Source organism: Erysipelothrix sp. P66, assembly GCF_038682365.1.
Lineage (GTDB): Bacteria > Bacillota_I > Bacilli_A > Erysipelotrichales > Erysipelotrichaceae > Erysipelothrix > Erysipelothrix piscisicarius.
The window spans coordinates 825,243-848,701 of sequence record NZ_CP152290.1 but is presented as its reverse complement, the minus strand read 5'-3'; the positions used below and the strand labels follow the sequence as shown (position 1 = coordinate 848,701).

Annotated in this window: 17 protein-coding genes; 4 read left to right on the top strand and 13 right to left on the bottom strand. The window is 37.5% G+C overall.

The features are described from left to right. The first annotated feature begins 40 nt into the window (after positions 1-40). Positions 41-1,174, top strand: a complete 1,134-nt coding sequence (locus AAG186_RS04120) for an MFS transporter (RefSeq protein ID WP_161636507.1) — start codon at positions 41-43, stop codon at positions 1,172-1,174. A gap of 90 nt (positions 1,175-1,264) precedes the next feature. On the opposite strand, the gene AAG186_RS04115 is transcribed toward AAG186_RS04120, so the two are convergent. The 3 genes from AAG186_RS04115 to AAG186_RS04105 form a co-directional block, all read right to left on the bottom strand. Next, on the bottom strand, positions 1,265-2,002 hold the full coding sequence (locus tag AAG186_RS04115) for a TIGR02206 family membrane protein (protein ID WP_200542391.1): 738 nt from the start codon (positions 2,000-2,002) through the stop codon (positions 1,265-1,267). 230 nt (positions 2,003-2,232) lie between these two features. Further along, positions 2,233-2,688 (bottom strand): GNAT family N-acetyltransferase, encoded by a 456-nt coding sequence (locus AAG186_RS04110; protein ID WP_161636509.1) that lies wholly within the window; start codon positions 2,686-2,688, stop codon positions 2,233-2,235. A 223-nt stretch (positions 2,689-2,911) separates the two neighbouring features. Next, positions 2,912-9,190 carry an Ig-like domain-containing protein gene (locus AAG186_RS04105; protein ID WP_342622081.1) on the bottom strand — a complete coding sequence of 2,093 codons (6,279 nt, stop codon included), beginning with the start codon at positions 9,188-9,190 and terminating at the stop codon, positions 2,912-2,914. 322 nt (positions 9,191-9,512) lie between these two features. Here AAG186_RS04105 and AAG186_RS04100 point away from each other — a divergent pair, with 322 nt between their 5' ends. After that, positions 9,513-10,160 carry a peptidylprolyl isomerase gene (locus tag AAG186_RS04100; protein ID WP_125164563.1) on the top strand — a complete coding sequence of 216 codons (648 nt, stop codon included), beginning with the start codon at positions 9,513-9,515 and terminating at the stop codon, positions 10,158-10,160. 118 nt (positions 10,161-10,278) lie between these two features. Here AAG186_RS04100 and AAG186_RS04095 read toward each other — a convergent pair whose 3' ends face one another. From AAG186_RS04095 to pip, 7 genes are all read right to left on the bottom strand, one after another. After that, a complete protein-coding gene (locus tag AAG186_RS04095; protein ID WP_200548662.1) occupies positions 10,279-10,956 on the bottom strand; it encodes a TIGR00266 family protein in 678 nt (225 codons plus the stop codon). A gap of 58 nt (positions 10,957-11,014) precedes the next feature. Next, on the bottom strand, positions 11,015-12,730 hold the full coding sequence (locus AAG186_RS04090; RefSeq protein ID WP_342622080.1) for a C69 family dipeptidase: 1,716 nt from the start codon (positions 12,728-12,730) through the stop codon (positions 11,015-11,017). A 220-nt stretch (positions 12,731-12,950) separates the two neighbouring features. Beyond that, positions 12,951-14,330, bottom strand: a complete 1,380-nt coding sequence (locus AAG186_RS04085) for a dicarboxylate/amino acid:cation symporter (RefSeq protein WP_342622079.1) — start codon at positions 14,328-14,330, stop codon at positions 12,951-12,953. Positions 14,331-14,508: 178 nt separating this feature from the next. Beyond that, positions 14,509-14,991, bottom strand: coding sequence for a MepB family protein (locus tag AAG186_RS04080; protein WP_161636514.1), 483 nt, complete (start codon positions 14,989-14,991; stop codon positions 14,509-14,511). 37 nt (positions 14,992-15,028) lie between these two features. Continuing rightward, positions 15,029-15,277: a hypothetical protein gene (locus AAG186_RS04075; RefSeq protein ID WP_161636515.1), complete on the bottom strand. Its 249-nt coding sequence runs from the start codon at positions 15,275-15,277 to the stop codon at positions 15,029-15,031. 58 nt (positions 15,278-15,335) lie between these two features. Further along, complete coding sequence (locus AAG186_RS04070) at positions 15,336-16,196, bottom strand: Cof-type HAD-IIB family hydrolase (protein WP_161636516.1); 861 nt, start codon at positions 16,194-16,196, stop codon at positions 15,336-15,338. Between the two features lie 15 nt (positions 16,197-16,211). Next, positions 16,212-17,123 carry a prolyl aminopeptidase gene (pip, locus tag AAG186_RS04065; RefSeq protein ID WP_342622078.1) on the bottom strand — a complete coding sequence of 304 codons (912 nt, stop codon included), beginning with the start codon at positions 17,121-17,123 and terminating at the stop codon, positions 16,212-16,214. A gap of 119 nt (positions 17,124-17,242) precedes the next feature. Here pip and AAG186_RS04060 point away from each other — a divergent pair, with 119 nt between their 5' ends. Next, positions 17,243-18,076: a LicD family protein gene (locus AAG186_RS04060; RefSeq protein ID WP_342622077.1), complete on the top strand. Its 834-nt coding sequence runs from the start codon at positions 17,243-17,245 to the stop codon at positions 18,074-18,076. A gap of 47 nt (positions 18,077-18,123) precedes the next feature. Here the strand turns inward: AAG186_RS04060 and AAG186_RS04055 are convergent, their stop codons facing one another. Continuing rightward, positions 18,124-19,062 carry an IS30 family transposase gene (locus AAG186_RS04055; RefSeq protein ID WP_342621390.1) on the bottom strand — a complete coding sequence of 313 codons (939 nt, stop codon included), beginning with the start codon at positions 19,060-19,062 and terminating at the stop codon, positions 18,124-18,126. Positions 19,063-19,192: 130 nt separating this feature from the next. Then, a complete protein-coding gene (locus tag AAG186_RS04050) occupies positions 19,193-20,383 on the bottom strand; it encodes a coenzyme F420-0:L-glutamate ligase (RefSeq protein WP_125164572.1) in 1,191 nt (396 codons plus the stop codon). Positions 20,384-20,579: 196 nt separating this feature from the next. Here AAG186_RS04050 and AAG186_RS04045 point away from each other — a divergent pair, with 196 nt between their 5' ends. Continuing rightward, positions 20,580-21,143 (top strand): nuclease-related domain-containing protein, encoded by a 564-nt coding sequence (locus tag AAG186_RS04045; RefSeq protein WP_342622076.1) that lies wholly within the window; start codon positions 20,580-20,582, stop codon positions 21,141-21,143. A 6-nt stretch (positions 21,144-21,149) separates the two neighbouring features. On the opposite strand, the gene AAG186_RS04040 is transcribed toward AAG186_RS04045, so the two are convergent. Continuing rightward, positions 21,150-23,171: a choline-binding protein gene (locus AAG186_RS04040; protein ID WP_342622075.1), complete on the bottom strand. Its 2,022-nt coding sequence runs from the start codon at positions 23,169-23,171 to the stop codon at positions 21,150-21,152. Positions 23,172-23,459 lie beyond the last annotated feature (288 nt).

Sequence of the window (23,459 nt, the reverse complement as noted above, 5' to 3'; positions counted from 1 at the left end):
TCACCGATACGTGATGATTTGTGGAGGAAAGAATAACAATATGAAAAACAAAACAATCTTAAGAACCTACTTTAGTTTCTTCTTAAGTGGGATCTTTATCCTAGGTATTGGCGCAATTATGCCAGACCTTATTACAAACCTGAATCTCTCTTATAGCGATGCAGGAACCTTACTCTCAATGTTTGCGGTAGGTAACCTACTTTCTAACTTTATCAGTCCCTTTGTATCTGAACGCTTCGGAAACAAAATTGCGATTGGTATTCTCGCTGCACTTGTACCCTTAAGTTTTTTATCGATTGTAGTATTTACAGAATCCATTCGTAAAATATTATGGCTTGGATTTATCTTAATGGGAATTGGACGTGGTGCCGTAAGTATTTTAAGTAATGCCATCGTTAATGATCTTAGTGATAATAAGTCACGAGACATGAATATGCTTCATACAATTTTTGCGATTGGTGCCGGTCTTGCATCCTTTGTAATTATTGGTTTGAAAAAAATTGGATTTGACTTTAATCAACTCATTCTATTTTTAACTGCAATTACAACCATTTCATGGATTAATTATCTCACCATGGATCTCGATTTAAATGGACAACAAAAATCCACAAATGTTGTGGAAACGCAAAAATTAGACTTCGCTTTCTTTGCAGTTGCATTTGTTATGTTCTTCTATCTAGGTTTGGAGAATACGATTAACGGTTGGTTTATGACCTACTTAAAGAGTATGAACATTTTGTCCGACGCATTTGCTGCAACCTTAGTTTCCTTGACATGGATTATGATAATGATTGGACGTTTAATGACTGCATTTATTTCTCAAAAAGTTAAAGGATCCAAACTGGTGTTGGTTTATACCGTTGGAGCCGCAATCGCATTCTTTGGTCTTGTATCAACAATGAATCCAGTCATTATTACAATTTCGATTTTAGGACTTGGATTATGTCTTGCAGGAATCTATCCAACAAGTATTGCGAATACATCAAAATATGTTATTGGGAACCAAAAACGTTTAGCCTTATTGCTTACATGTGCTGCATTAGGTGGAATCATTACCCCTCAAATTATTGGATCAATTGCAGACCGTACAAGTATGGTTTTCGCGATTAATGTTCTTGCAATCAATGCAATTGCAATGGTATTCTTCGCATTTATCTCTGATCGTAAATTATAGAAATAATTCAAACCACTTTCGAAATAAAGTGGTTTTTTTTTGTTAAAAAAAACCAATTCTTCATGAATTGGTTTAAACGCGTAATGTATGCTACGACTCTATCGTAAATATGATTTCATCAGCATCCTGATGTGTTGCGATCTTACTTCCTGCTAATACCACACCAACATAGATCATGAAGTAGCCACATGTATAAATGATGCTTGGAACGCCATTTAGAAAACTTAATGCTACCGGTGGTGTTGAAACATACCCATAATTTGTTTGGATTAGATGGTTAATAAAACTTACGATGATAAAATAACCACCCACCATCTTGATGACACCTAATGTTGCACTTTCCTGCATGGAGAAATGATAACGATACTTCATATAGAGTGGCACTAAAATCATTAATGAATGTCCTACAAAAAATTGTATAAACATCGCATTCGGGAAGCTAAACCCACTGGTATCTGCTAAAATCAAGGCAGTTACGGCTGCAGGAATTCCAAGCAATCCCAAAACTTCATAGATACGTTCCTGTTTCGATACAAGTAGGATAATTGTCATAATCTGCAAAATACGACATGGATAAAGCGGTAACGCGTCATGTAAGGTCAGTTGATGATTCATCGCATACCAACTATAAAGTAACCCCTGTTGAATCAAATAGACGCCAAGGAAAACCCATCGTAACCAAGCATATTTCCCCATTGCAATTTCATCACGTTTTTTAATCACTATTCCGATACAAATCCCCGCCAATATTAACATTAAGAAATGAATCGGCGTATAGAGTGTAAAAGGGTTTTGACTAAAGTATAACTTTTCACTTAATTGACTCATAAAAACTCCATTTTTCTTTTTTTAAAGTAACATTCATTATACCCTATTTCACAATAAAATCACACTGATTTTGGCTGAATCAAAATGAAAGGACGTTAATAATTACAAAGAATGCATTCCTCCAAATCTAAAACAGAAGGGCTTTAGGTTCTAGCTTTTCTATTAAAACATTGTGAATAAAAAACACCAAAAAGAATTTGGTGTTTGGATCGATCAAATCGATTCACGAATTAATCTATCGTTAAGGATTTAATATAGACAGGATGATTGTTTTTCGCGCGATAACTTCGGTCAAGGATATATCCATTTTTTAAGTAAAGATGCTGCGCGGAATCGGTGGTTAGGATGAGTTTAAAGACTTGATTTGTCTGCGCTTCGCTTTCGACTTCCATCAGTAATTTTGAAGCCAACCCATGTGTTCGATGGGATGGCTTGACCCAAAGTTCACGAACAAACATCACATGCTCCGTAAAAAACCAATGGCTAAGATGATCATATCGATACATGATAAACGCAATGATCTGACCCGCTTCTTCATACGCTAAAACTTCATTGTTTTCTTCACGATTCATTGCTTCAAAAAATTCATGATGATTGCTTATTTCATAACCAAATTCATGAAAATACGCCATAAATGCATCTTTAAAGAGTGCATCGGTTAAGTCATCAATACATACTTTTTTCATTTAATTACCTTCCTTTTGAACCTTTATAATCGTGTCTGCTCTAAAAATATCCAAAGGTATTTTAAAAAAATAAATTTAGAGGGATCTCATCATATTTTTTCATCATTAATCCCTCCTTTCTCTAAAAAAGTATAACATAGAATACATTTCATAATCGATGTTTATTATCATTAACAGACCCTATCAAAAAAAGAACTCATAATCATGAGTTCTTTTTAAACCATTATTGTTGTTTACGTTTCTTTTTAAGACTTACAACATACATCAACCCACCAAGTGTAATCAGTGTCGTCACATTTCGTGATCCAACACCGGTTGTTGGTAATGTGGTTGGTGGTGTGGTTGGTGGTGTGGTTGGAGTTTCTGTTTTCTCATTTGGGTCAATGACAATAGGTTTGTCTTCTTCCTTTTGAATCGTTACATCAACTTTAAATTCTTTTACATATGGATTGGATTTCATGCGGAAGAATGAACGCTGTAAGCGTGTAAGACGTACCGTTACCGCATAAGTTCCTTCCGTATTTTGGTCGACAAGTTCCATAAAATTCGTTTCAATATCAAACGCAATGCCGTCTGGGTTTTGAATATTAAGGGCTTCAATAAATGCCGCTTCTGTGATTGGTTTTGAACCATCTAACGTAACATTTGGATTCAAGGTAATTGAATCTAAAGGTCCCTTAATGGTTTGATCACGATATTCTAAACCAAAAATCGCTTCACGAAGATTATTCGTAACAACCTCAAGGATTGAAGTTGTTGCGGATGCATCATTAAAACTTACATTTGCAAATGATAGTTGTTTATCTAAAGCTGCAAGACTTTCCTCAGTATAAAGTGATCGATCAATGCTCTCAGCAATTTCAATCATCGCTTTAAGCGATGCACGTGCCTTCTCAATTTGATTGCCAACTTCTTCTAAGTTATCGATATGCTCTTGCAATAACTGTGCGAGACTCTCCAGTGTTTTCACATCTGAATTCAGATCATCCACAGCATCTTGCGCTTTAAGAATTGATGCTTGCATCGCTTGTACACCAGTACTTTCATACCCTTCGATATCAATGTTTTTAGCCTTTGTAATCATCGCTACTAAAGCATTGCGTGCATCGCGTATCGTTGAGTCATAAGTAACTGTGTATGTTTCTGTATTAATACCATCCTCTGCTCTTACAACATATTTCATCCCATTATCGGTTTCAATAGCAGTAATGCTCGCATTCTGCGATGTCTTAAGTTCGAGTTCAGGTAGATTATTTGTTTTTTGTTCATAAACAAAATTGTTATTTTGCGCGAATGCATCAATTTCTTTTCCATCAACAAGTAATGTCACGTTAAAGTCTTGATGTGCTTTAGCGATGCGATCATAAACTTCCACTTCTGTAATCGCAATTCCTTTTTTGTTGGCTTGTTTGGTCATGTTAATGCGTACCGCATATGTTTCCACACCATCAAATGTTAACGTATTCATGGTTTCATACGCAAACGGTTTTGCCTTCAGGTTTTGTACTTCAACCCAATTATTTGGATTATTCAGGACTGAATCCTCACTGCTTATATGACCAAATTTTGTTGGCAATTCTGGTTTAATTCCTTCTTTCAAGACTTCAACTACATACGAACCAGGGAATCCTGTTCCATTATCTTCGAAGAAACCAATATTAAAGTTATCAACGAAGCGTGGTGCCATAGTCCCTGCATCCGCAAAGACAATTCCCACCCAGTCTTTTTCGCGACTTTGTGCTTGCCAGTTGGTCCAACGGTTTGCAGGACTGTTAGTATACGAGATAACCGCATCGTTCATTGCACTGACACGATCGTTAGAACCTGGACCATCGTTTGTAAAGGATGCGATTGCAGCTGGCAATTCCGAACCGGTCCACATCTTAGCGATGTTATCGCCTTTTTCGTAATTGGCGGTAACGCGGATCGAAAGCGTTGTTTCGGCATTTGCTGTTTCGACCATACCTTTGAGTATATAGGTCCCTGGGGTTTTTAAGTTTTCTTTATCAAAGGTTTCCCAAGTGACATTAAATTCATCAACACGACCCGTATTGTGGTATGCCTTTGCTTTAAGTGGTAGTTTAAAGGATTTATCTTGAGGTGTCACAAGACTAAAGCTTTCAACACCGACATAACCCTCGACAATAACCTTAGCGACAGGTTGAAGTTTTGTACCCTCAACATGACCCTTAATTTCAAAGGTTCCGTATTCTTCAAGACGTTGTTCATCAAATGCATCCCAAGTTACTGAAACGTCTTTATCAAAGAGTGTTTCATATTGGGCTGTAACGGTTTGAGGCAGTTCAATCTTCTTACTGCGATCTGTTCTTATCACGATTGGTTTAAATGCTTTAATCGGTTCTTGAACATCATTTTTCGTTACCGTAAAGGTAACATCGTTGCTTTCGTATGATTTACCACCGTAAGCAATATGCGCTTTAACAGTATACGTTCCCTCTTGATGTAAGTAGATTAAGCCCGATTCCATACGAACTCCTGATTTTTCACCTTGGACCACTTCATATGTGATATCAAGTAGTGAAGGTGCAATCACTGTTCCATCTTCAAGGAAACTTTCCAATTTAAAGGCAATGGTTTCCTGAGTTTTACCTTGTAAACGATCGAGTGTAAGGGTTGAATGATCATAAACTGGATCGGAAACAACATAAGTCAAATCATAATCTTTCGAGTTTAACCCATCTTCAGATGTAACACGAACTTTCCCTTGATAATTATTATCGCGGGTAGGTTGGACGACATTTACAAAAGAACCTGGTTTTGCTGTACCCTTAAGAATTGGTAATGCTTTTCCAAATGGTACGCTTACAACATAAACATTTTGATCGGATTTAAAGTTTTCTAACGGTTTGTCATCAAGATGAATCATTTCCAATTCAGCTTTAGAATTGGCTTCAATCTTAAGGGTATCACCGATTACTTTTAATTCAGAAAGACCCATAGGTCTTGGCTTATCGCCATTCATTTGTGAAGTCATATTGAGGCGAATAAACTTCGCATCAACTGTATCAAAGGTGATTGGAATTTCCTTGGTCACATCCCCTGCTGTCACCACAAAATTATCATTTTTACTTTGATTTACAACAGGTGTAAAGGATACACCATCAACACTTGTTTCAATGATTAAGGAAGCAGGTACTTTCGTTGTATTGTCTGTAAAGAAATGAATTCCAACTTGATGGATTGTTTCAATCTTTTCAAACTCTAACATGACCCATTCTTCTTTTTTGTCACCATAATTATTAACCCAGTTGGTCCATCGGTTTTCAAAAGCAATGGTACCATCATTAATCCGTTCGATTCGATCACCACCACTCATGTAGGAGCTTGTAGCGATTGGATACGTATCTTGTGGACGACGCACGGCAATATTTTCTCTTACCGCTTTCGGTTCTAACACTGTAATATGGGCAGTGACCGGATAATCCTGACCACCCGAATGTGCTTGACCGGAAACCTTGATAATGCCTGCTTTCGCAACCATAGCTTCAGAAATAGAGTCCCATGTTACCGGTAAGTTTACTTCCGCACCATTTGAATAATAAGCGGTAACGGTTGAGGGTAAGGTTGGTACGGTGCCCTTTGGCGTCGCAAGGATTGGATCAATAAGATCAGTAATCATGCGCACCCATACGGTTGCCGTTACAGGGCGTGTTACCCCTTCGACGGTTCCATTCACTTTAAAAGATCCAGGTTGTTCAAGGTTCGATGCATCGATGGTTTCCCAACTTACATCCACTTTCTTTTCCGTTCCGTCAGAGTAAATAGCATTTACAGTCGTTGGGAGTTCAGGTTGGACATGTGTTTCGGTAAATACAGAAACATCATCAAATCCTAAAATTTCAGGGGTCTCAGGTTGTTTCTCAATCGCAAAGACTTCAGTCTTTGCTTCAGATAAGTTTTCAGCTTTCGCAGTCAACTTAAAGGAACCTGGTTGGCCATCCGATTTCACAATGACAAGTGCTTTACCATTGAACGCTTTTCGTTGCCATGTACCATCATGTTGTGCTTTATAACGTTCATTACTTGCAGGATCCCCATTATCGACCCCAACAATCTCACCATTTCCCTCTAGGGTAAAGATGATATTATTTTGAGCATTCGGATTCATCACACCGTTTTCATCTACTACATTCACATGAATGTAGGATAAATGATCACGACCATTTTGAATCACACGTTTTTCAGGAGCTAATGCTACAGCTGCAGATCCTTTTGAAGTCTGAATCACATCTTCAGCGATAACGTTGCCCTCTGCGTCTTTCGCAACGGCTTTTAAAGTACCAGGTTTAAAATCCAAGCGCCATTCTAAGTATAATTCTTTAGCATTGGCACCTTCCTGATAAGGACGACCATACGCTGTTGTTTTTTGAACAAATGCTTTTTCGCCCAGTGAGACGTCATCTAAGAACAACTCAACCTTCGCCGCATTGGAGAAGATACGTACGGGAATTTTCCCATCGCGTGTTCTCATATTGTAGTCTAAAAGCGATTCTTTCTCCCAGTTCCAGTGTGGTAAGATGTGCACCATTGGATCAGTCTTTACATCTTTCCATTGACTTTGATAGAGGTAGAAATCATTTTTAGGGAATCCAGCGGTATCTATGATACCAAAGTAAGATGATTTTGGTGGCGTTTGATTTTGGTTGTGCCATGGTGTTGGCTCACCAATATAATCAAATCCGGTCCAAATAAACTGACCCGCATACCCTTTTTCATCACGATCTGGAATCCATGAATTGGTTGCTGTTTTACCCCAACCAACATGATCATTACCATAATCCGATTGTTGATACTTACGCGCTGCACTGTTGTCATGCGAACGTAATTCATCCGGGAATGCATAAACACCACGACTTCGTGTTGCTGAGGAGGTTTCAGATCCATAAATTAACCAATCTGGATGTTTTGCACGAATCGTTTTATAAGAATCTTCAGCATAGTTGATTCCAACTGCATCAACTTCAGCACTGATACGCTCATGTGCACCTGTTGCAGCCCAACGGTAAACATCTTGTCCCATGGTTGTATAGCGCGTTTCATCAACTTCTTTCGTCCATCGGTGTAAATTACGGATCGTTTGAACCGCTTTTTCACTACCTCCGTTGGACTCTCCAATTTCATTACCTAAAGACCACATAATGACTGCAGGTGAGTTTTTACCACGTGCAATCATACGTTTAAGGTCATATTCTGCCCATGTTTGGCCTTCAAGTGCTTCGGGATGGGTTGCTTTTGCATCGAAGAAACGACCATAATCATAAGGCTTTTTACCACCATACCATGTGTCAAAGGCTTCATCGATAATCATAAGTCCCAAATCTTCAGCAATCGCAAGGAGCTTATCATCTGCAGGGTTGTGCGTAATTCGAACAGCGTTAACGCCCATATCTTTTAGAATTTCCATTTGACGTCGCATTGCATCATAATTCGCAACTGAACCCAGTGCCCCTTGATCATGGTGCATTGAAACTCCATAGAACTTAACATCGTTACCATTTAATGAAAAACCGCCATCAGGAGTCCAATTCATAAAACGATAACCAAATCGTTCGATTGTCTCATCGACGACACGGTTATTTTTTAAAACTTGTGTTTTAACGCGGTACGTTACCGGTGTGTCGATATCCCATAACGTTGGATTTGTAACCTTTATGGTTGAATCCAAGGTGTGTTCTTTCCCAGCTTGAATTTCAACTTCTTTCGTTTCGGATGATCCCATTGAAGTTCCATCAACCGTTACAACTTCAGTTTTAACTTTAACTTTTTCAGCTTTTTTTGATTTATTTACGATGGTCGTCTTAACATCAGTCGTAACCTCATGACCAACTTCTTTTTCTAAGTTTGGTGTTAAGACGGTTGTTCCATACTCTTTTACGGAAACATCGTCAGTATACGTTAAGGAAACATCACGATAGATTCCACTTCCTGAATACCATCGACTACTTGGCTGTTTATTCACAACTTTGACCGCAATCGTATTCGGGCCTTCTTGATTGATATAATTCGTTATATCATAAGAAAAAGGCGTGTAGCCGTTCGGATAGTTTCCAACTTCTTTACCATTCACAAATACCGTGGAATCCATATAGACGCCACCAAAATTTAAACGAACATGTTTGTCCATCTTTTTATCAAAAATAAATGTTTTGCGATACCAACCCGTACCACCATTTAACAAACCACCCTCATTTTGTGCCGGTGAGTTATGGTCAAAATCAAAAAAGATTGACCAGTCATGAGGTAATGATAACGATTGCCAATCTGTTTCATCATAATCAACTTCGCTTGGACTTGATGCGCCTGAAACATTCAGCTTAAATTTCCAATCATCATTAAAATCAACATTTCGTGAATCTGTTTTGATTACAACAGGTTCCACGACAGCAGCATGGATTGGGGTTTTTTCTATGAAAACACTTGAGCACGTCACAGCTACCACCACCCCCATAATTTTAACTGCTTTTCTAAATGACGAATTCATACTCTTCCTCCTATTTAGTAAAAACCAGTAAACATTTAAATATCTTTAATCGATATCTTTACCAAAGATATTTCTCATGTATTTCATATTGTTAGCGCTTACGTGTCCATTATTGCGTTTGCAAGCATACTTGTCAAGTGTAAACGGTAACATTTCACAAGTAAAATATTGGTAAACTTTACTTAATTCCCGAATACCCTTGTATGAGTGCTTTTAACCCTAAACGTTACTTGATTATCGTTGTTCGTCAATTAACCTTAAAAATCCTTTGGTAAAGCGTAAAAATAGAAATATGATATAATAATAGAAAAATGGAGGCACTATGAAAAAAATCACAACCTTACTTGTTATGAGTTTTTTTGTTTTAATTTCACTGACTGGGTGTTCACAGACCCCTAACCAACCGAAACCGGATGCGTCATCAGAGGTTCAAGACTTCTCAAAAGACACCAATCCTGTCGTCACAATCGAAATGGAAGATGGCGGTATTATTAAAGTAGAACTTTATCCAGATATCGCTCCAAACACCGTAAACAATTTTATTAGCTTGGCTCAAAATTCGTTTTACGATGGCTTATTATTTCATCGCGTCATTCCGGGATTTATGATTCAAGGTGGTGATCCTAAAGGAACCGGAACTGGTGGTCCTGGCTATACGATAAAAGGCGAATTCGCTCAAAACAATTTTGATAATCCTATCAAACACCAACGTGGTGTTATATCGATGGCACGCAGCAAAGGCAATGATACAGCAGGTTCACAATTTTTTATCGTAACCAGCGATTCCCCTCATCTTGACGGAAGTTATGCCGCTTTTGGAAACGTTATTGAAGGCATGGAGACCGTTGATCGGATCGTGAATGTGAAAACAAATCAGGAAAATCGTCCTGTCGATGGAAGCGAACAAGTTATGAAGCATGTAACAGTGGATACCAAAGGGAAAACCTATACCACTCCGACTCAAAGTTAGGTGTATTATGTAGAGACAGAGGATGCGATAACCGTACAGAAAATGTACGGTTTTTTATGTTATAAAAAAAAGGAGTTTCCATGAAATGGAACTCCTTATAATCCGTTGATTCTTTAGTCTAGTTTGAGGTTGGGAGGACTCGATTGACTTCTCCCGCCAAATTCGAAATTGGAAGTGTCTGAAGCACTACTTGACCGGGTCCAGTCAACTTAACCAAGAAGAACCCTTCACCACCGAAAAATTTATTACTTAAACCTTTTACGGTTTCAATTGCATAAGATACACCGGATTCAAACATAAATAAATTCCCTTGATCGACTAATAAGGACTCACCTTCTTGAAGATCATACGTAATGAGTGACCCATCCGCTTCAAGAAAGAGGTTCCCAATGCCTGAAAATTTTTGAAGAATAAAACCCTCACCACCAAAGAATCCAGCCGATAATTTTTTGGTGAATTCGTTGGAAAATTCAACGCCTGGTTCCGAAGCGAGAAAGGCATTTTTTTGAGCGATAAAGGTTTTAGAACCGTCCATAACGATATGTTTAATTACACCTGGCATCGACATTGCGAACGCAATTTCTTGATTGGAAGCCTCAGCAGTATACGTATTTTGGAAAAATCCTTCTCCCGAAAAAGCACGACCAAACGCTTTCTTAAAGCCGCCTCCCGAATGTACCTTATAAGTCATATTGGAGGTCATCCAAGACATATTTCCAGCACTTGTAACTAAGGACTCCCCCTCATTAAGAAAACAGCGTAGGACTGGATAAGTCCCTTCAATTTTAAATTCCATAAACGTTCTCCTTTTCTTGAATTATATCATAAACAACAAAAAGAGGCATTATGCCTCTTTAGTGTTCTTTACGATAAGACTTATAAACGAAAACCATTCCCACTAACGCTACGCCCATTGCACCGTATAGCAGTGTTTTTGATGCGGAAACCCCAGTGTTTGGCAAGGTTTTTGAAGTAGGTGTTGCACCTTGATCCGATGGACTTGGAGTATCTTCTTTTGTTGTTTCAGAACCACTAGGTTTTTCCGTTTTCGGCTCCTCCACCTTCGGTTCCTCTGTTTTGGGTTCCTCTGTTTTGGGTTCTTCTGACTTTGGTTCGATTCCCTTAAGTTTTTGATCCAATGCCTTCAATTTATTAAACGCATCATCCGCAATTTGCAGCGTGTGTGCTTGGTAATCAAAATCAGCGGAACGCATCATAAAACGCTTCTCTATATTCAGTTGATCTTCAATTAAAGCATCTTCAAGTTCCTGCCATTGATTCTGAATTTCTTTACGTTTCGCATCATCTCCAAACACTTGATGCGCAATTGAATTCGCATTCCAATACCATGAGTTTTCATCAAATGATGTACTCGTAACTTGGTAAGATTTATGCGTATCCGTTATGGTTCCCATATAAGGAATATAAGGTGAAACCAAGGGTGAACCCACAGCAAGCCACATTACCGCACCCGCATCTGTTGGCAGCGAATCTTTAATTTGAAAGATATGTGCTTCCATTGTATTAATATTACCAATTGGATATTTAAGTCTTCCTTTATCGTATTCTCCGATAATATTCCCTTTGTTATCCAATTTAATTTCATCGGAAGGAATAAAGTCTGTACCTTCGAGTCGGTTCCGTTGGAATTTCATCACATCCTTCAACCCAACCTTACCATCCATCGATTGTAGTAATTCAAAGGTATCATCATTATAATTAATGGTGCTGTTTGGGTTGATTGCTTTGATCCCAGACCAAACGCGAGAACGGTTCCCCTCACTCATTTTTATTGGATTGTATGAATTTGCGATATGGAATGATCCATTTTGTTCAACATAGCGACCGGCTGCTATCGCAGTCTCTTTAAGATTTTCGGACTGGATTACCGCTCCCTCATCAAAACCATCAAGCGTTCCAAGGTAAAAAGCATTTGGAAAGACCCCAAACTTATCATCAGGGAATTTAATGGCCGCATATTGGTGACCGGAAAGAATTTCCATATACCACACTTCATCCTTGTCCGCTAAAACAACAATATTTCCTTCGCCAGCACCCTTTTCATCAATTACGTTTGCAATAAGTTCGATCCCTTCACGAGCAGATTGAATGCGTGGTAAAATTAACGTTGTGATGGCCGCCTCTGTTAATCCATCCGATAAATAGGGATCCACAGTTTTATAAGCTGGATCATATTTTGCAGATACCGTAGCCGTCATCACAACCCCTTTTTCATTAATTCCAGCAGCATCATACATACCTTCTTGCGGGGTTACATCAGGAATCGCCGTGTATTTAAAATTATGTTCACTTTGTGGATAGCTAAATCCATTCGATGGGTCTACAAATGGAACCGAATTATCAATCATCCGTTCCCCCACATTTTTAACAACAAAGGTTTTATTATGATTTAATTCAAGGTCTTCAGTACGACCAATAATTACAGAACCATCCTCGGTTAAATTTTTCCCAACAATGATACCGGTACAAGCAAAGGCACTTGTAATGGATAAGCTCATACCCACAAGACTTAATAGACCTGTTAATGCAATTTTTTTTATTTTATTCATAGTTTCCTCCATTTATAAAAAAATGCACACGAAAACACAACGTAGTTTGTTCTTTTATACCTCCCTTTCTATGTCTAAATTCATAGTATCATAATGTTTATTTTTGAAAAGATACGATTGGAAACTGGGCAATCATGTAATATTTTTCATCCATTAAGGTCTGGGCATGACACATCTAAAATAAAAAAAACGATATACATGATGTATATCGTTTTCGTTCTTATGACTTCACAAGTACGGGTTCCTCATTTTGTAAGGATTGAGGGGATTCATGATACGTTTTAAGATTTAATTCTTCTAAGTCGTGTGCAACACAGACCGCACTGACCCCATCATCCACAACATTAATTGCCGTGACAAGCATTTCGACAGGACGGTTAATTGCGAGAATAAAACTGTATGCAGCAAGAGCATATTGGTTTGTATATCCCATTCCTGTAAGGATTGTAAAGAGTAGAATGGCTCCCGATCCCGGTGCAGCTGGCGTACTGATGGAACCAATGATGGTTAGAAGAATAATTGAAACTAACTCAACGATTCCAACATGATACCCTGCTACCGATGCAACAAAGAGCGTCGCAATAATTTGCATGACTGCAGTTCCTGTCATGTTAATGGTGGAAGCGAGAGGCACAATAAAGGAGGCGACCGCTTCATCAACACCAAGCTCATTCATTACGGTCTCTTGTGTCAATGGCAGCGTCGCTGCTGATGATGAGGTAGAGAAGCCAAATACAGCAACTTTATACATCTTCTTAATAAATGGAATGGGTGATAACCCCGTCTTGATTGCAATAAAGAGCGGAAACAACACAAACCCTAAAACAAGAAGTGTTAACGATGTTAAGATCATGTAAATGAGAGCGGGTTGTAAGTAATCCGTTCCATATGATGCGAGCGTACGAACAAGCAAACAGAAAATTGCAATCGGACCAAACTTCGTAATAACGACATCCAATAATTTCATAGAAAGAAGATAAATTTCATCAATAAGTTTCGGTAAAACTTCCATTTTCTCACCGAGTTGTTGAGCCATAACACCTACAATAAGCGCCAGCACTACAACCGCGATAATATTTGAATTACTGCTGAGTGTTCCTAAGGCGTTATTATTAAACGCATTAAGCAACATCGATAATGGGTTGGTCTGATTCACAACCCCTTCAGTAATCTCAATTGCACCGAGATTCGCAATTTGGAAGACCCCTAATTTATAAGCGGTAAATCCAGTAACACTTGCTAAGACGATTGCGATGGCCAAGAGTTGCATAAAATTACCGAACCCTTTTTTGGCGAGTTTATTTAAAACGCGTGTTTCTTGAATTTGTTGAATTGAACGCACAATTGATGTGAAAATGAGTGGCACTAATACAAGTTGTAATAAGCGCATAAAGATCTGACCAATAATATAGAAAATACCAATTGCTGTTGTATTTGCCGGCTGCAAGATATCCGCAAACAATAAATCATTAATTTGCTTCCATAGTGAAGCATTACCATTTCCAATCAAGGTTTCTCTTAAAAAGATAAAACCAAGACCGACCCCTAAACCTAAAACCAATGTCCAAATAATTCTACGTGTGAAGTTGTTTTTCTTCATATTTCCCTCCTGTATTTGGTTCCAAATAATAAGTTTTCCAAAAAAAAAACTTATTTTGAATCAAATAAGTCCGAAAAGAATATAAATATATACTAAAAAAATATATTTTTACTCCTTATAAACATCTCGTGCTTACTTAAAGGATTCGTATGTAGTGTATCAAAGTTACTCTAAGAATTCAAGACCCATAATACGACAAAATATGATTTTTAAAACAAGGGTCCGAAACGGAAATAAAATAAGGTTTCATGATTGCTTGTGTTTTCTGTGCTTGGGATGAGGCAAGTACAATGGTTGGATGATAAACCCTAAACCCCATCTTTCCCGGTGTATGAGCCGATTTTAAAATTTTAAGCTTATCAAAATCATCGCCACAAATCGCAAAAAAACCCGGATTCGATTCATCTGATACATAGATGAGCAGACCATCTTTTAAATCTGATAGGCAGTATGGAATGTTTTGTAAATCTTGAATATCTTTTTTCCAAAGTGTTACAAAATGACCCTTCTTTTGAGGCGTGCTCCGCCCCTCTCGAAAAACAATTTCAAATTGATGGTTAATCATAACATTCATCCCTGAATAGGCTTCATTATAGGGATCTCGTGACATGATATTTACCGGAATACCTGCTTTAAGCAGTGCTTCAATGCCTTCTGACATATAAACTCCTCTCATTAAAAAGAAGTCCTAAGACTTCTTATTTGTTTATTTCGTATTCAAGAACATCCTTCGCAATGTCCGCTTGTGTTACCGTATGGTCGTCGTTCACAATCATGATTTTCTTACCATCTAAAGCATCTTCACCATATTTTTCTTTAAGGTAATTCAGGGCTTCACGTTCTTTAACTTTATCTTGAATAATGTCTTTTTCGATTATTTTTTTAACGATTACACCAACACCGAGTACGGCTGCTGCACCGAATGCTACTTTAAATAATTTATTCATAATAGTACCTCCTTGTTAGTAATATTATAACACGCCCTCTCACGATTATCATTAATTATCATAAGACGTTCACATCAATTAAATGTTCCGCAATATATTCCGCCACGCCATTCTCATCATTACTTCTCGTAATTGTATCCGCAACGATTTTTAAAGTATGTCGAGCATTTTCCATTGCAACACCAATCCCCGATTGTTTTATCATGGTTAGGTCATTATCACTGTCACCAAAACAAATTATCTCATTAGGTTGTATCCCACGACTTGCGGCATATGCCATTATTGCATCGCCTTTATTAATGCGCTTAGGCATTATTTCCGCCCACCCAGGCGCAACCATTAACAGATCAAAATCCGACTCCATTTCAAAAGCAATACGTTCCTTTACCAATTCCGTATAGTCTACATTTTGAATATAGACGATTTTCAGAATTGAATCTCCCTTTTCAAAACGGTCGTGAATATCGTCTAAATGATTTATTTTAGACACTCTTGTGCCATCACTAAAAAATCTCAAGCGATCTTCATCTTCACCAAAAACAAAATCTTCTTCCGATTTGGAATCCATTTGAAAATATATAATGTCATCAAAGCAATAGAGAATGCCCATAAAATACTTCGTACCCAGTGCCTCCATGCGCTCACATGCTTCATAACTCATTGGAGGTTCAATTGCCTTATAATTTCGAATAGGATGCTCTACACGCATCCCATTGAGTGACACAATGGGAATTTCATTTGGATCAAGACCCAAGGCTTCCGCAATCGCTGCAGCACTTTCATAATTTCGGCCCGTCGCAAGCATGAACTCATATCCTTGATTGCGCGCTGCATGAATCACCTCCCGTGTACGGTCCGTAATGACATGTTCAGAATTCAATAAAGTACCATCAATATCACTTGCTATTAACTTAATCATAAAAAGCTCCTTTATCTATTTATTTTCAAGATTTTTCATTACTTCCACTAATTTGTTAAACATCGCGTCCTCATAAGGGCTGTGTCCACTTGCCTCCACCAAATGAAATTGTACCTGATCCAGTTTTTGTGCTAACGCATAAGCACCACTGGGGCGACAATCCACATCATACCGTCCATGCACAATTTCAGTTGGAATCGATTGAATACATTCAATATGATTGAGAATGTATTGATCATCATCCCAAAACATGTTATTCGCAAAGAAATGACACTCAAGCGTCGCAAGACTGATGTCACCATCAGAGATTTCTAAATCCTGTGCCTTAGGTACCAAATGTACTAACGAGCTTTCCCATGTTGACCACGCTTTTGCACACAGTCGTTTTTGCTCATCATCGCCTTTGGTGAAAACATGATAGTAAGCACTGATTAAATCATGACGCTTATCAGGAGCAATGACAGCTTTAAATGCTTCATGTTCTTCTGGGTAAAAATACGATGCCCCTTCTTGATAGAGCCAATCAATATCCGATTTTCTTCCCAAAAAGATACCTCGCAATACCAATTGCGAAACACGATTTGGATGTTTAATCGCATATAACAGTGCTAATGTTGATCCATAACTCCCACCAAATACAATCCAAGACTCAAGACCATAATGTCGACGAATCATTTCAAGATCTTCAACACCTGTAAAGGGCGTATTATCTACCAAGGTCGCAAAGGGTTTTGACTGACCGCAACCGCGTTGATCAAAAGCAATCACAAACCATTTCGATAAATCAAAAAAACTAAAGGATTTCTCAGAGATCGACCCACCCGGTCCACCGTGTAAAAAAACAACCGCAGGATTCTCGCGATTTCCACGCGTATAAACCGCTAATGTTTGACCATCATGCGTTCTTAATTGTTCTGTTATTTCCATCTTTAACCTCTTTTTCTTTTTATTATTATATCATGAATTTAAATTTGTCTAGAAAACTTGAAATAATATATCGTAATCGCTATTATAAGTATGTTATGTAATTGAAAAGAGGTCAAACTATGAACGAATTACAACGCGAAGATTATAATATTTTAGTTTGGGTTAAAGCATTTTGTGAACGAGAGAAGATTAATTATTTCCTTTATGCAGGGACATTACTGGGTGCGATTCGTCATCAAGGTTTTATTCCCTGGGATGATGATGTTGATATCGCAATGGAGCGCGAAGATTTCGAACGGTTTGATACACTCATGGCCAAAGAACTTGACCATAAATCACCTTACCGATACCAATCACGCATTAAGGATAAATACCTTGCGATTGAGTATTCCAAAGTACGCTCCGATGTTTTAAAAATCAAAGAAACTGTTTCAAAAACACAAAAAGGATATGAAGGTGCATGGGTTGATATTTTCCCAATGGATCGCGTTCCAGACGACGAGACGCTACGTCGTGAACAATTTGAGCAGGTCAATAAGTATACGCGTCTTCTACGCATTTTCTTATTAGTTCAAGAAACGGAGAATGATAAAGGCGTTAAACTGATCGTAAAGAAAACAATGCAATTCCTTAATGAAAAATTATACAAGATTAATGTTTTTATTCCAATTTTGATGAAAAAACGCTATAAAGCCATGACCAAATACAAGGACGTCGATACGACATATATTGGAGACTTAAGTTATTTATACTTTGAAAATTACGACCAATTTAATGCAACGTTAATTGATCGTAAATATATTGAAAACCCAGTCGAGGTTCTCTTCGAAGATGAGATGTTTAAGGTGCCAACCGATTCCGATGCAGTGTTAACACGTGCATTTGGTGACTATATGACACTCCCAAAAGAAGAAGACCGAAAGATACACCGTATTGAAACCTTAGAATCATAAAAAAAAGTGTATGTTCCCATATCTGGAACATACACTTTTTTCTTTTATCAAATCTCAACCGCACCACTTTTACTTTTATTAAAGTCTATCTCATAGGCCGTTTTGAAGTCAAATATTTTTCGCGGCATTGAGTTAATTTTGAAGCAAATATCATCAAGATATTGTTGCGCTATATCATACATTGATTTTCCTTTTGGTATAAACCTTCTCACGATTGCATTCGCTCTTTCATTGGTTCCACGTTGAAAAGAACAGTATGGATCACACTTATATAGTTTCACACCCAACCGCTTGGCTGTAATCCCTAATGTTTTAAATTCAAGTCCATTATCTACTGTTATCGATTTCGTTGTTATATTATTCTCTTCAATAAATTTTCGAATTAAGTTTGATGTGTAATAGTCATATCGATATTCTGCTTTAATAAGCCAGGTCATTCTTGAGCAGCGGTCTACAATGGATATAATCGCTGCAGATTCATGTTTCTTACCGATTATAGAATCGATTTCGAGATGGCCAATCTCGTTACGTTTCTCAATGTATTTAGGTCTAAGGCTAATTGGAAGTACTGTTTTCTCTTCCAAGTTCCATCTCAAGTGATTCATCATTCCACTAATTCTCTTTTTACGTTTTCGACGTTTATAGCACATTTTATTTGGTTTTATATCAAGTTTACCTTGATTAATCCAGTTATAGACTTGCTGCGATGAAACACACGGTTTATATGGATGATATCGTTTATAGTTACTCAAGCATACTTCTACCGAATGAACTTTAGGATCATAGTGAGAATGCAGATATTCGATTAGGTGGGAATATTTTTCTCGAATATCAATCGTTCGTTTCTTATAGACATTATTTTTATATCTAGAAATCGTAGAATGAGATATATTGAGTTTACGTGCTGCCTTGCGCATAGAGTAGCCGATGCTTAATAGAATATCAATTTGGTCTTTCATTTTTTTATCTAATTGTTTATACTTCATATGGGAGCTCCTTTTAGTCGGGTGGGCTCCTTTTATTATACAAAAACAACCGCACCTTGGGTGGTGCGGTTGAGATTTGAATTTAGGAAAAAAGTGTATGTTCCCATATCTGGAACATACACTTTTTTATTTAATCTGCAAAGTTATCAAAATACCCTTGAACAAACACAATAGGCGTTCCTTTATCGCCAGAACCACTTGTTAAGTCACAAAGTGAACCAATAAGGTCAACCAAACGACGCGGTGTCGTTCCTTGTGCAGCCATATTGCCAACTAGATTATCATCTTTATCTTTAATATGAGCTTCAATTGCTTTCTTAAGCGCTTCACCTTCTAAATCTTTAAAATCATTATCGGCAAGATACTTAAGTTTCAATTCATTCGGTGTACCTTCAAGCCCTTTTGTGTAAGCTGGAGAAACTGTAGGATCTGCAAGTTCCCAAATCTTTCCAATTGGATCCTTAAACGCACCATCTCCATAAACCATAACTTCCACATGCTTTGAAGTTGCTTCAAGCATACGTTTTTGAATATCTTCAACTAAATCTGTGCATTCTCTTGGGAAAAGTTTTACAGAATCTTCAGTAGATTTATTTGAGCCAAGGAGACCATAGCGTTCATTATAACCACTACCATCAACACTTTCATTTAAAATATCGTCGAGACCACAAACAATTTTCGCGCCATTATCGCGTAAAATTCGTTTCGTACGTGGATTGGTATGAATATCACACGCTAAAACTTTATCTGTATAATCTAAGATTGTGCGTGGGTTGTTTGAGAAAATAATTTCAACTTCCGCACCTGCTTCTTCAATAATACTTGCGTAATAAGCAACGTAATCAATTCCAGTGAAAGGGTGTTTGTTCTCACCAAACAAACCACGATATTGCTCAAGATTTAGAACATCACTATATGGGTTAATACCTGATGCATCAAGCTGATCAAGACTCACAAGTTCATTACCTACTTCATCTGAAGGGTAACTTAACATGAGCACTACCTTATCAACACCTTTAGCGATTCCACGTAAACAAATTGAAAAACGGTTCCGTGAAAGGATTGGGAAAATCACACCCACAGTTCCACCTTCCATTTTCTTATTTACATCTTTTGCAATGGCATCAACAGAAACATAATTTCCTTGAGCACGAGCAACAATGGACTCCGTTAATGCGATAATATCACGATCACGCACATCAAAATTTTCACTCTTTCCAGCTTCCAAAATGCTTTCTGTAACGATTTGAGCTAAATCATCACCTTCACGAATGATCGGACAACGAACACCTCTTGAAACAGTACCAATTTTTCTTTCCATATATAACATCCTTTTTCTTTATAAAACACTGAAAGCCTCGTATAGAGGCAATCCATTAATGATTCTAACACATTTAAGCATAAATTTAAATAAAAAATATAAAACAGTATCACTTTAGGATACGTTTATGCTATGATATCACTAAAACAATTTTAGAGGTTAACCAATGAAGTCAATTCGTTATTATATTTATTATATGAAAGTCAAAAATAAGAAAGCAAAAGATCGAGGGATGCAATTTGAGCTCGATGCCTTTAAACAATTATCACAAATTCCAAAGTCGTATACGTATCATGGCACATATATTCCGATCCATCGAAATAATGGCATTACAGAAATTGATCTCATTGTCGTAAATTGTCACGGTATCTTTTGTTTTGAGGTTAAATACACAAAGCACCCGTTCATAGGATCACAAGATGCTCAGTTTTGGTATAAAAAAGGTACTCATCAACGTATACGTAATCCTTTTATCCAAAATCGCTATCACGTCGAAGCACTGGCCACCTATTTAGGTATGGATGCTGCCTTGATTAAGAATTGTGTTCTTGTTAATCAAATCGATCAGCCTTTACCCGATCTATTCACCCTTAAATCTGCGATGACTCAAACACGTTCGAGCTCAAATCGTCTGTCTCAATCCGAGATCCGAAGCATTAATCGATTATTACTCAAACGACAGCGGTGGATGCTCTTTAAAAAATGGAAACATCGTCGTTATCGTAAAAAAATGTCCAAAAAAAATAGAACGCTCAATTAAGCCGTTCTATTTTTTTAAGGCACCACTCAAATCAAAATGATATTGCGTTGTATTAATGGTTAGGGTACCTACAGCCATTCGACCACTTTTTTTAAGATAATACCATTGATTCTTATAGTGTTTCCAACCGGTTTTCATGGATCCTGATGATTCTAAATAATACCAATCTCTACGAACCTTTTTCCATCCTGTTGCCATGGCCCCTGACGATTCGAAATAATACCATTTTTGATTGATTTGCTTCCAGCCTGTCACCATGGATCCCGATGATTCCAAATAGTACCATTTCTGATTAATTCGCTTCCAACCAGTCGCCATCATTCCGGATGGTTCAAGATAATACCATTTATTCTTATCTTTTTTCCAACCAGTCGCCATAGCGCCTGATTTTTCAAAAAAATACCACTTATTTTCAATTTTACGCCAACCACGAATCATGGTAGCATTCTCATCAAAATAATACCATTTTCCCTGAATCTTTGACCACTGTTGACTCAAAGCACCGTGTGGTGTTAGATAATACCACTTATTCGAAATCTTTTTCCAACCTGTAATCATGCCTTTATGAGGATCAATCACAAATCTTTTATTCATAAGCATAATCATCCCGGTTTTTGGATTACCCTTCTCATCAAAATAGTATTTAGAACCCGAAATTGTTTTCCATTGTCCTTTTACTAACTTAAGATTCTCGTCGCGATAGGACGATCGACCTTCTAAGCCTTGCCAACCCGAGTAGAGTAACGGTTCCTTTAGTTTAACCTTGGTCTTTATTTTCTTCTTATCTCCCTGATTTATAGCAGGATTTTTCTTTTGACCCTTTAATTCGAGCGTTTCAATTTCCTTAAGAATCTGAGCCAACTCAATAGAGTCACTGCGTTCTTGTGCATTTTGAAGTTTTTGCCTTAAAATCGCTTTATCTTTTTCCGAGATTTTATGACTTTGAGTTATTTTGAAACTAACATGTTCCACGCTTGTGATAAATAAACGATGCTCCTCATTTAATTGACTTGCTTGTTTACGAACCTTATCAAGTTGATGCTCATCTTTACTCGACTCAATCGCCCCCACCAGCTTTTCAAAATCTTCAACGGTCAGAAATTGAAATGTTTCGTGCAACGTTTGTTTTAACTCATTCTTTTTATTTTGAAGATTAACACGCTTTTCCTCGTCTGTGATCATCTTTTTAATTGCTTCAATTTTGCGACGTTTCGTTTCTCCTTCAAGTGCTTTTATTTGATTGAGGTAATCGTTGCGTCTTGAATTTGTAAGCATCGCCTTACCTTCAAGATATCTTTGAAATTCGATGTCATCCGGATTACTTGATTCATCCAACACAGGATTTTTTTGCTCATCCTTATCTTCTTGATCCATGCGTTTCCATGGCTTGCCACCTTTTTTTATATGTTCTAATTCAATCTTCTCAAAAAAGGGAATCACTTGTCCCTCCAAGTCTTTTGAATTCATCCAAATGCTCGCGAGCTGCTCCGCATAGTAACTGCGACTATTTTGATCGAGACGATCAAAGGACTGAATCGCTTTAAGATACGACGGTATTAGATTGCCATTTCGCTCTATTTTTTCTTCTAAAGCTTGAATTTCCGCTCTTAACTGATTGAGCTGCATGTCATCGATGGTTTCTTTTGAGCGATCAATAAAGTGTCTTATTTGATAACCGGATAAAAATCTATTTTGGCTCAATTCACGTTCAAAACGTTCAAGATTGCGTAATCGTTTTTTCTGTGCAACACTTTTTTCAACGATTGATTTAATTTGATTTATTTTTTCTTGTCGTTGATGAATTGGTGTTCGTTCAATCATACGAATATACTTTTCGATATGATCAACATGACGTCCAATATCTACTTGATCATCATCCATATCTTCAAGTGAAACCAAATAAGCTTTTAAAGCAACCAAATCACGGGCACGCGGCACGCTTTCATCAGCGTAAATCGACGCATCAAATCCTATAATACTTGCAGTACACAATACAGTACATGCCAATGATAACAGTCTTATTTTCATGTACAAAATCTCCTTAAACTGTAGAATGCCCTTAGGATAATTGAGAACGTTTCAAATGTAAAGACTAAAAATTAAATACGCCAAAGGGTAGTTAAAGTGAATTTAAAATGAGACAAAGAAATCAAAAGCAAGATAGTCACAACACGTAAAATTAATACGACATCTAAAAATCATCAATGAAGGCTTTACGGTCCCCTATCCGCAATCCATAACGATTTCGAAGATCATGTCATAAGAGCATGATACATCATGTAGGAACGCAAGCTGATTTGGTATAATAAAAAGGTA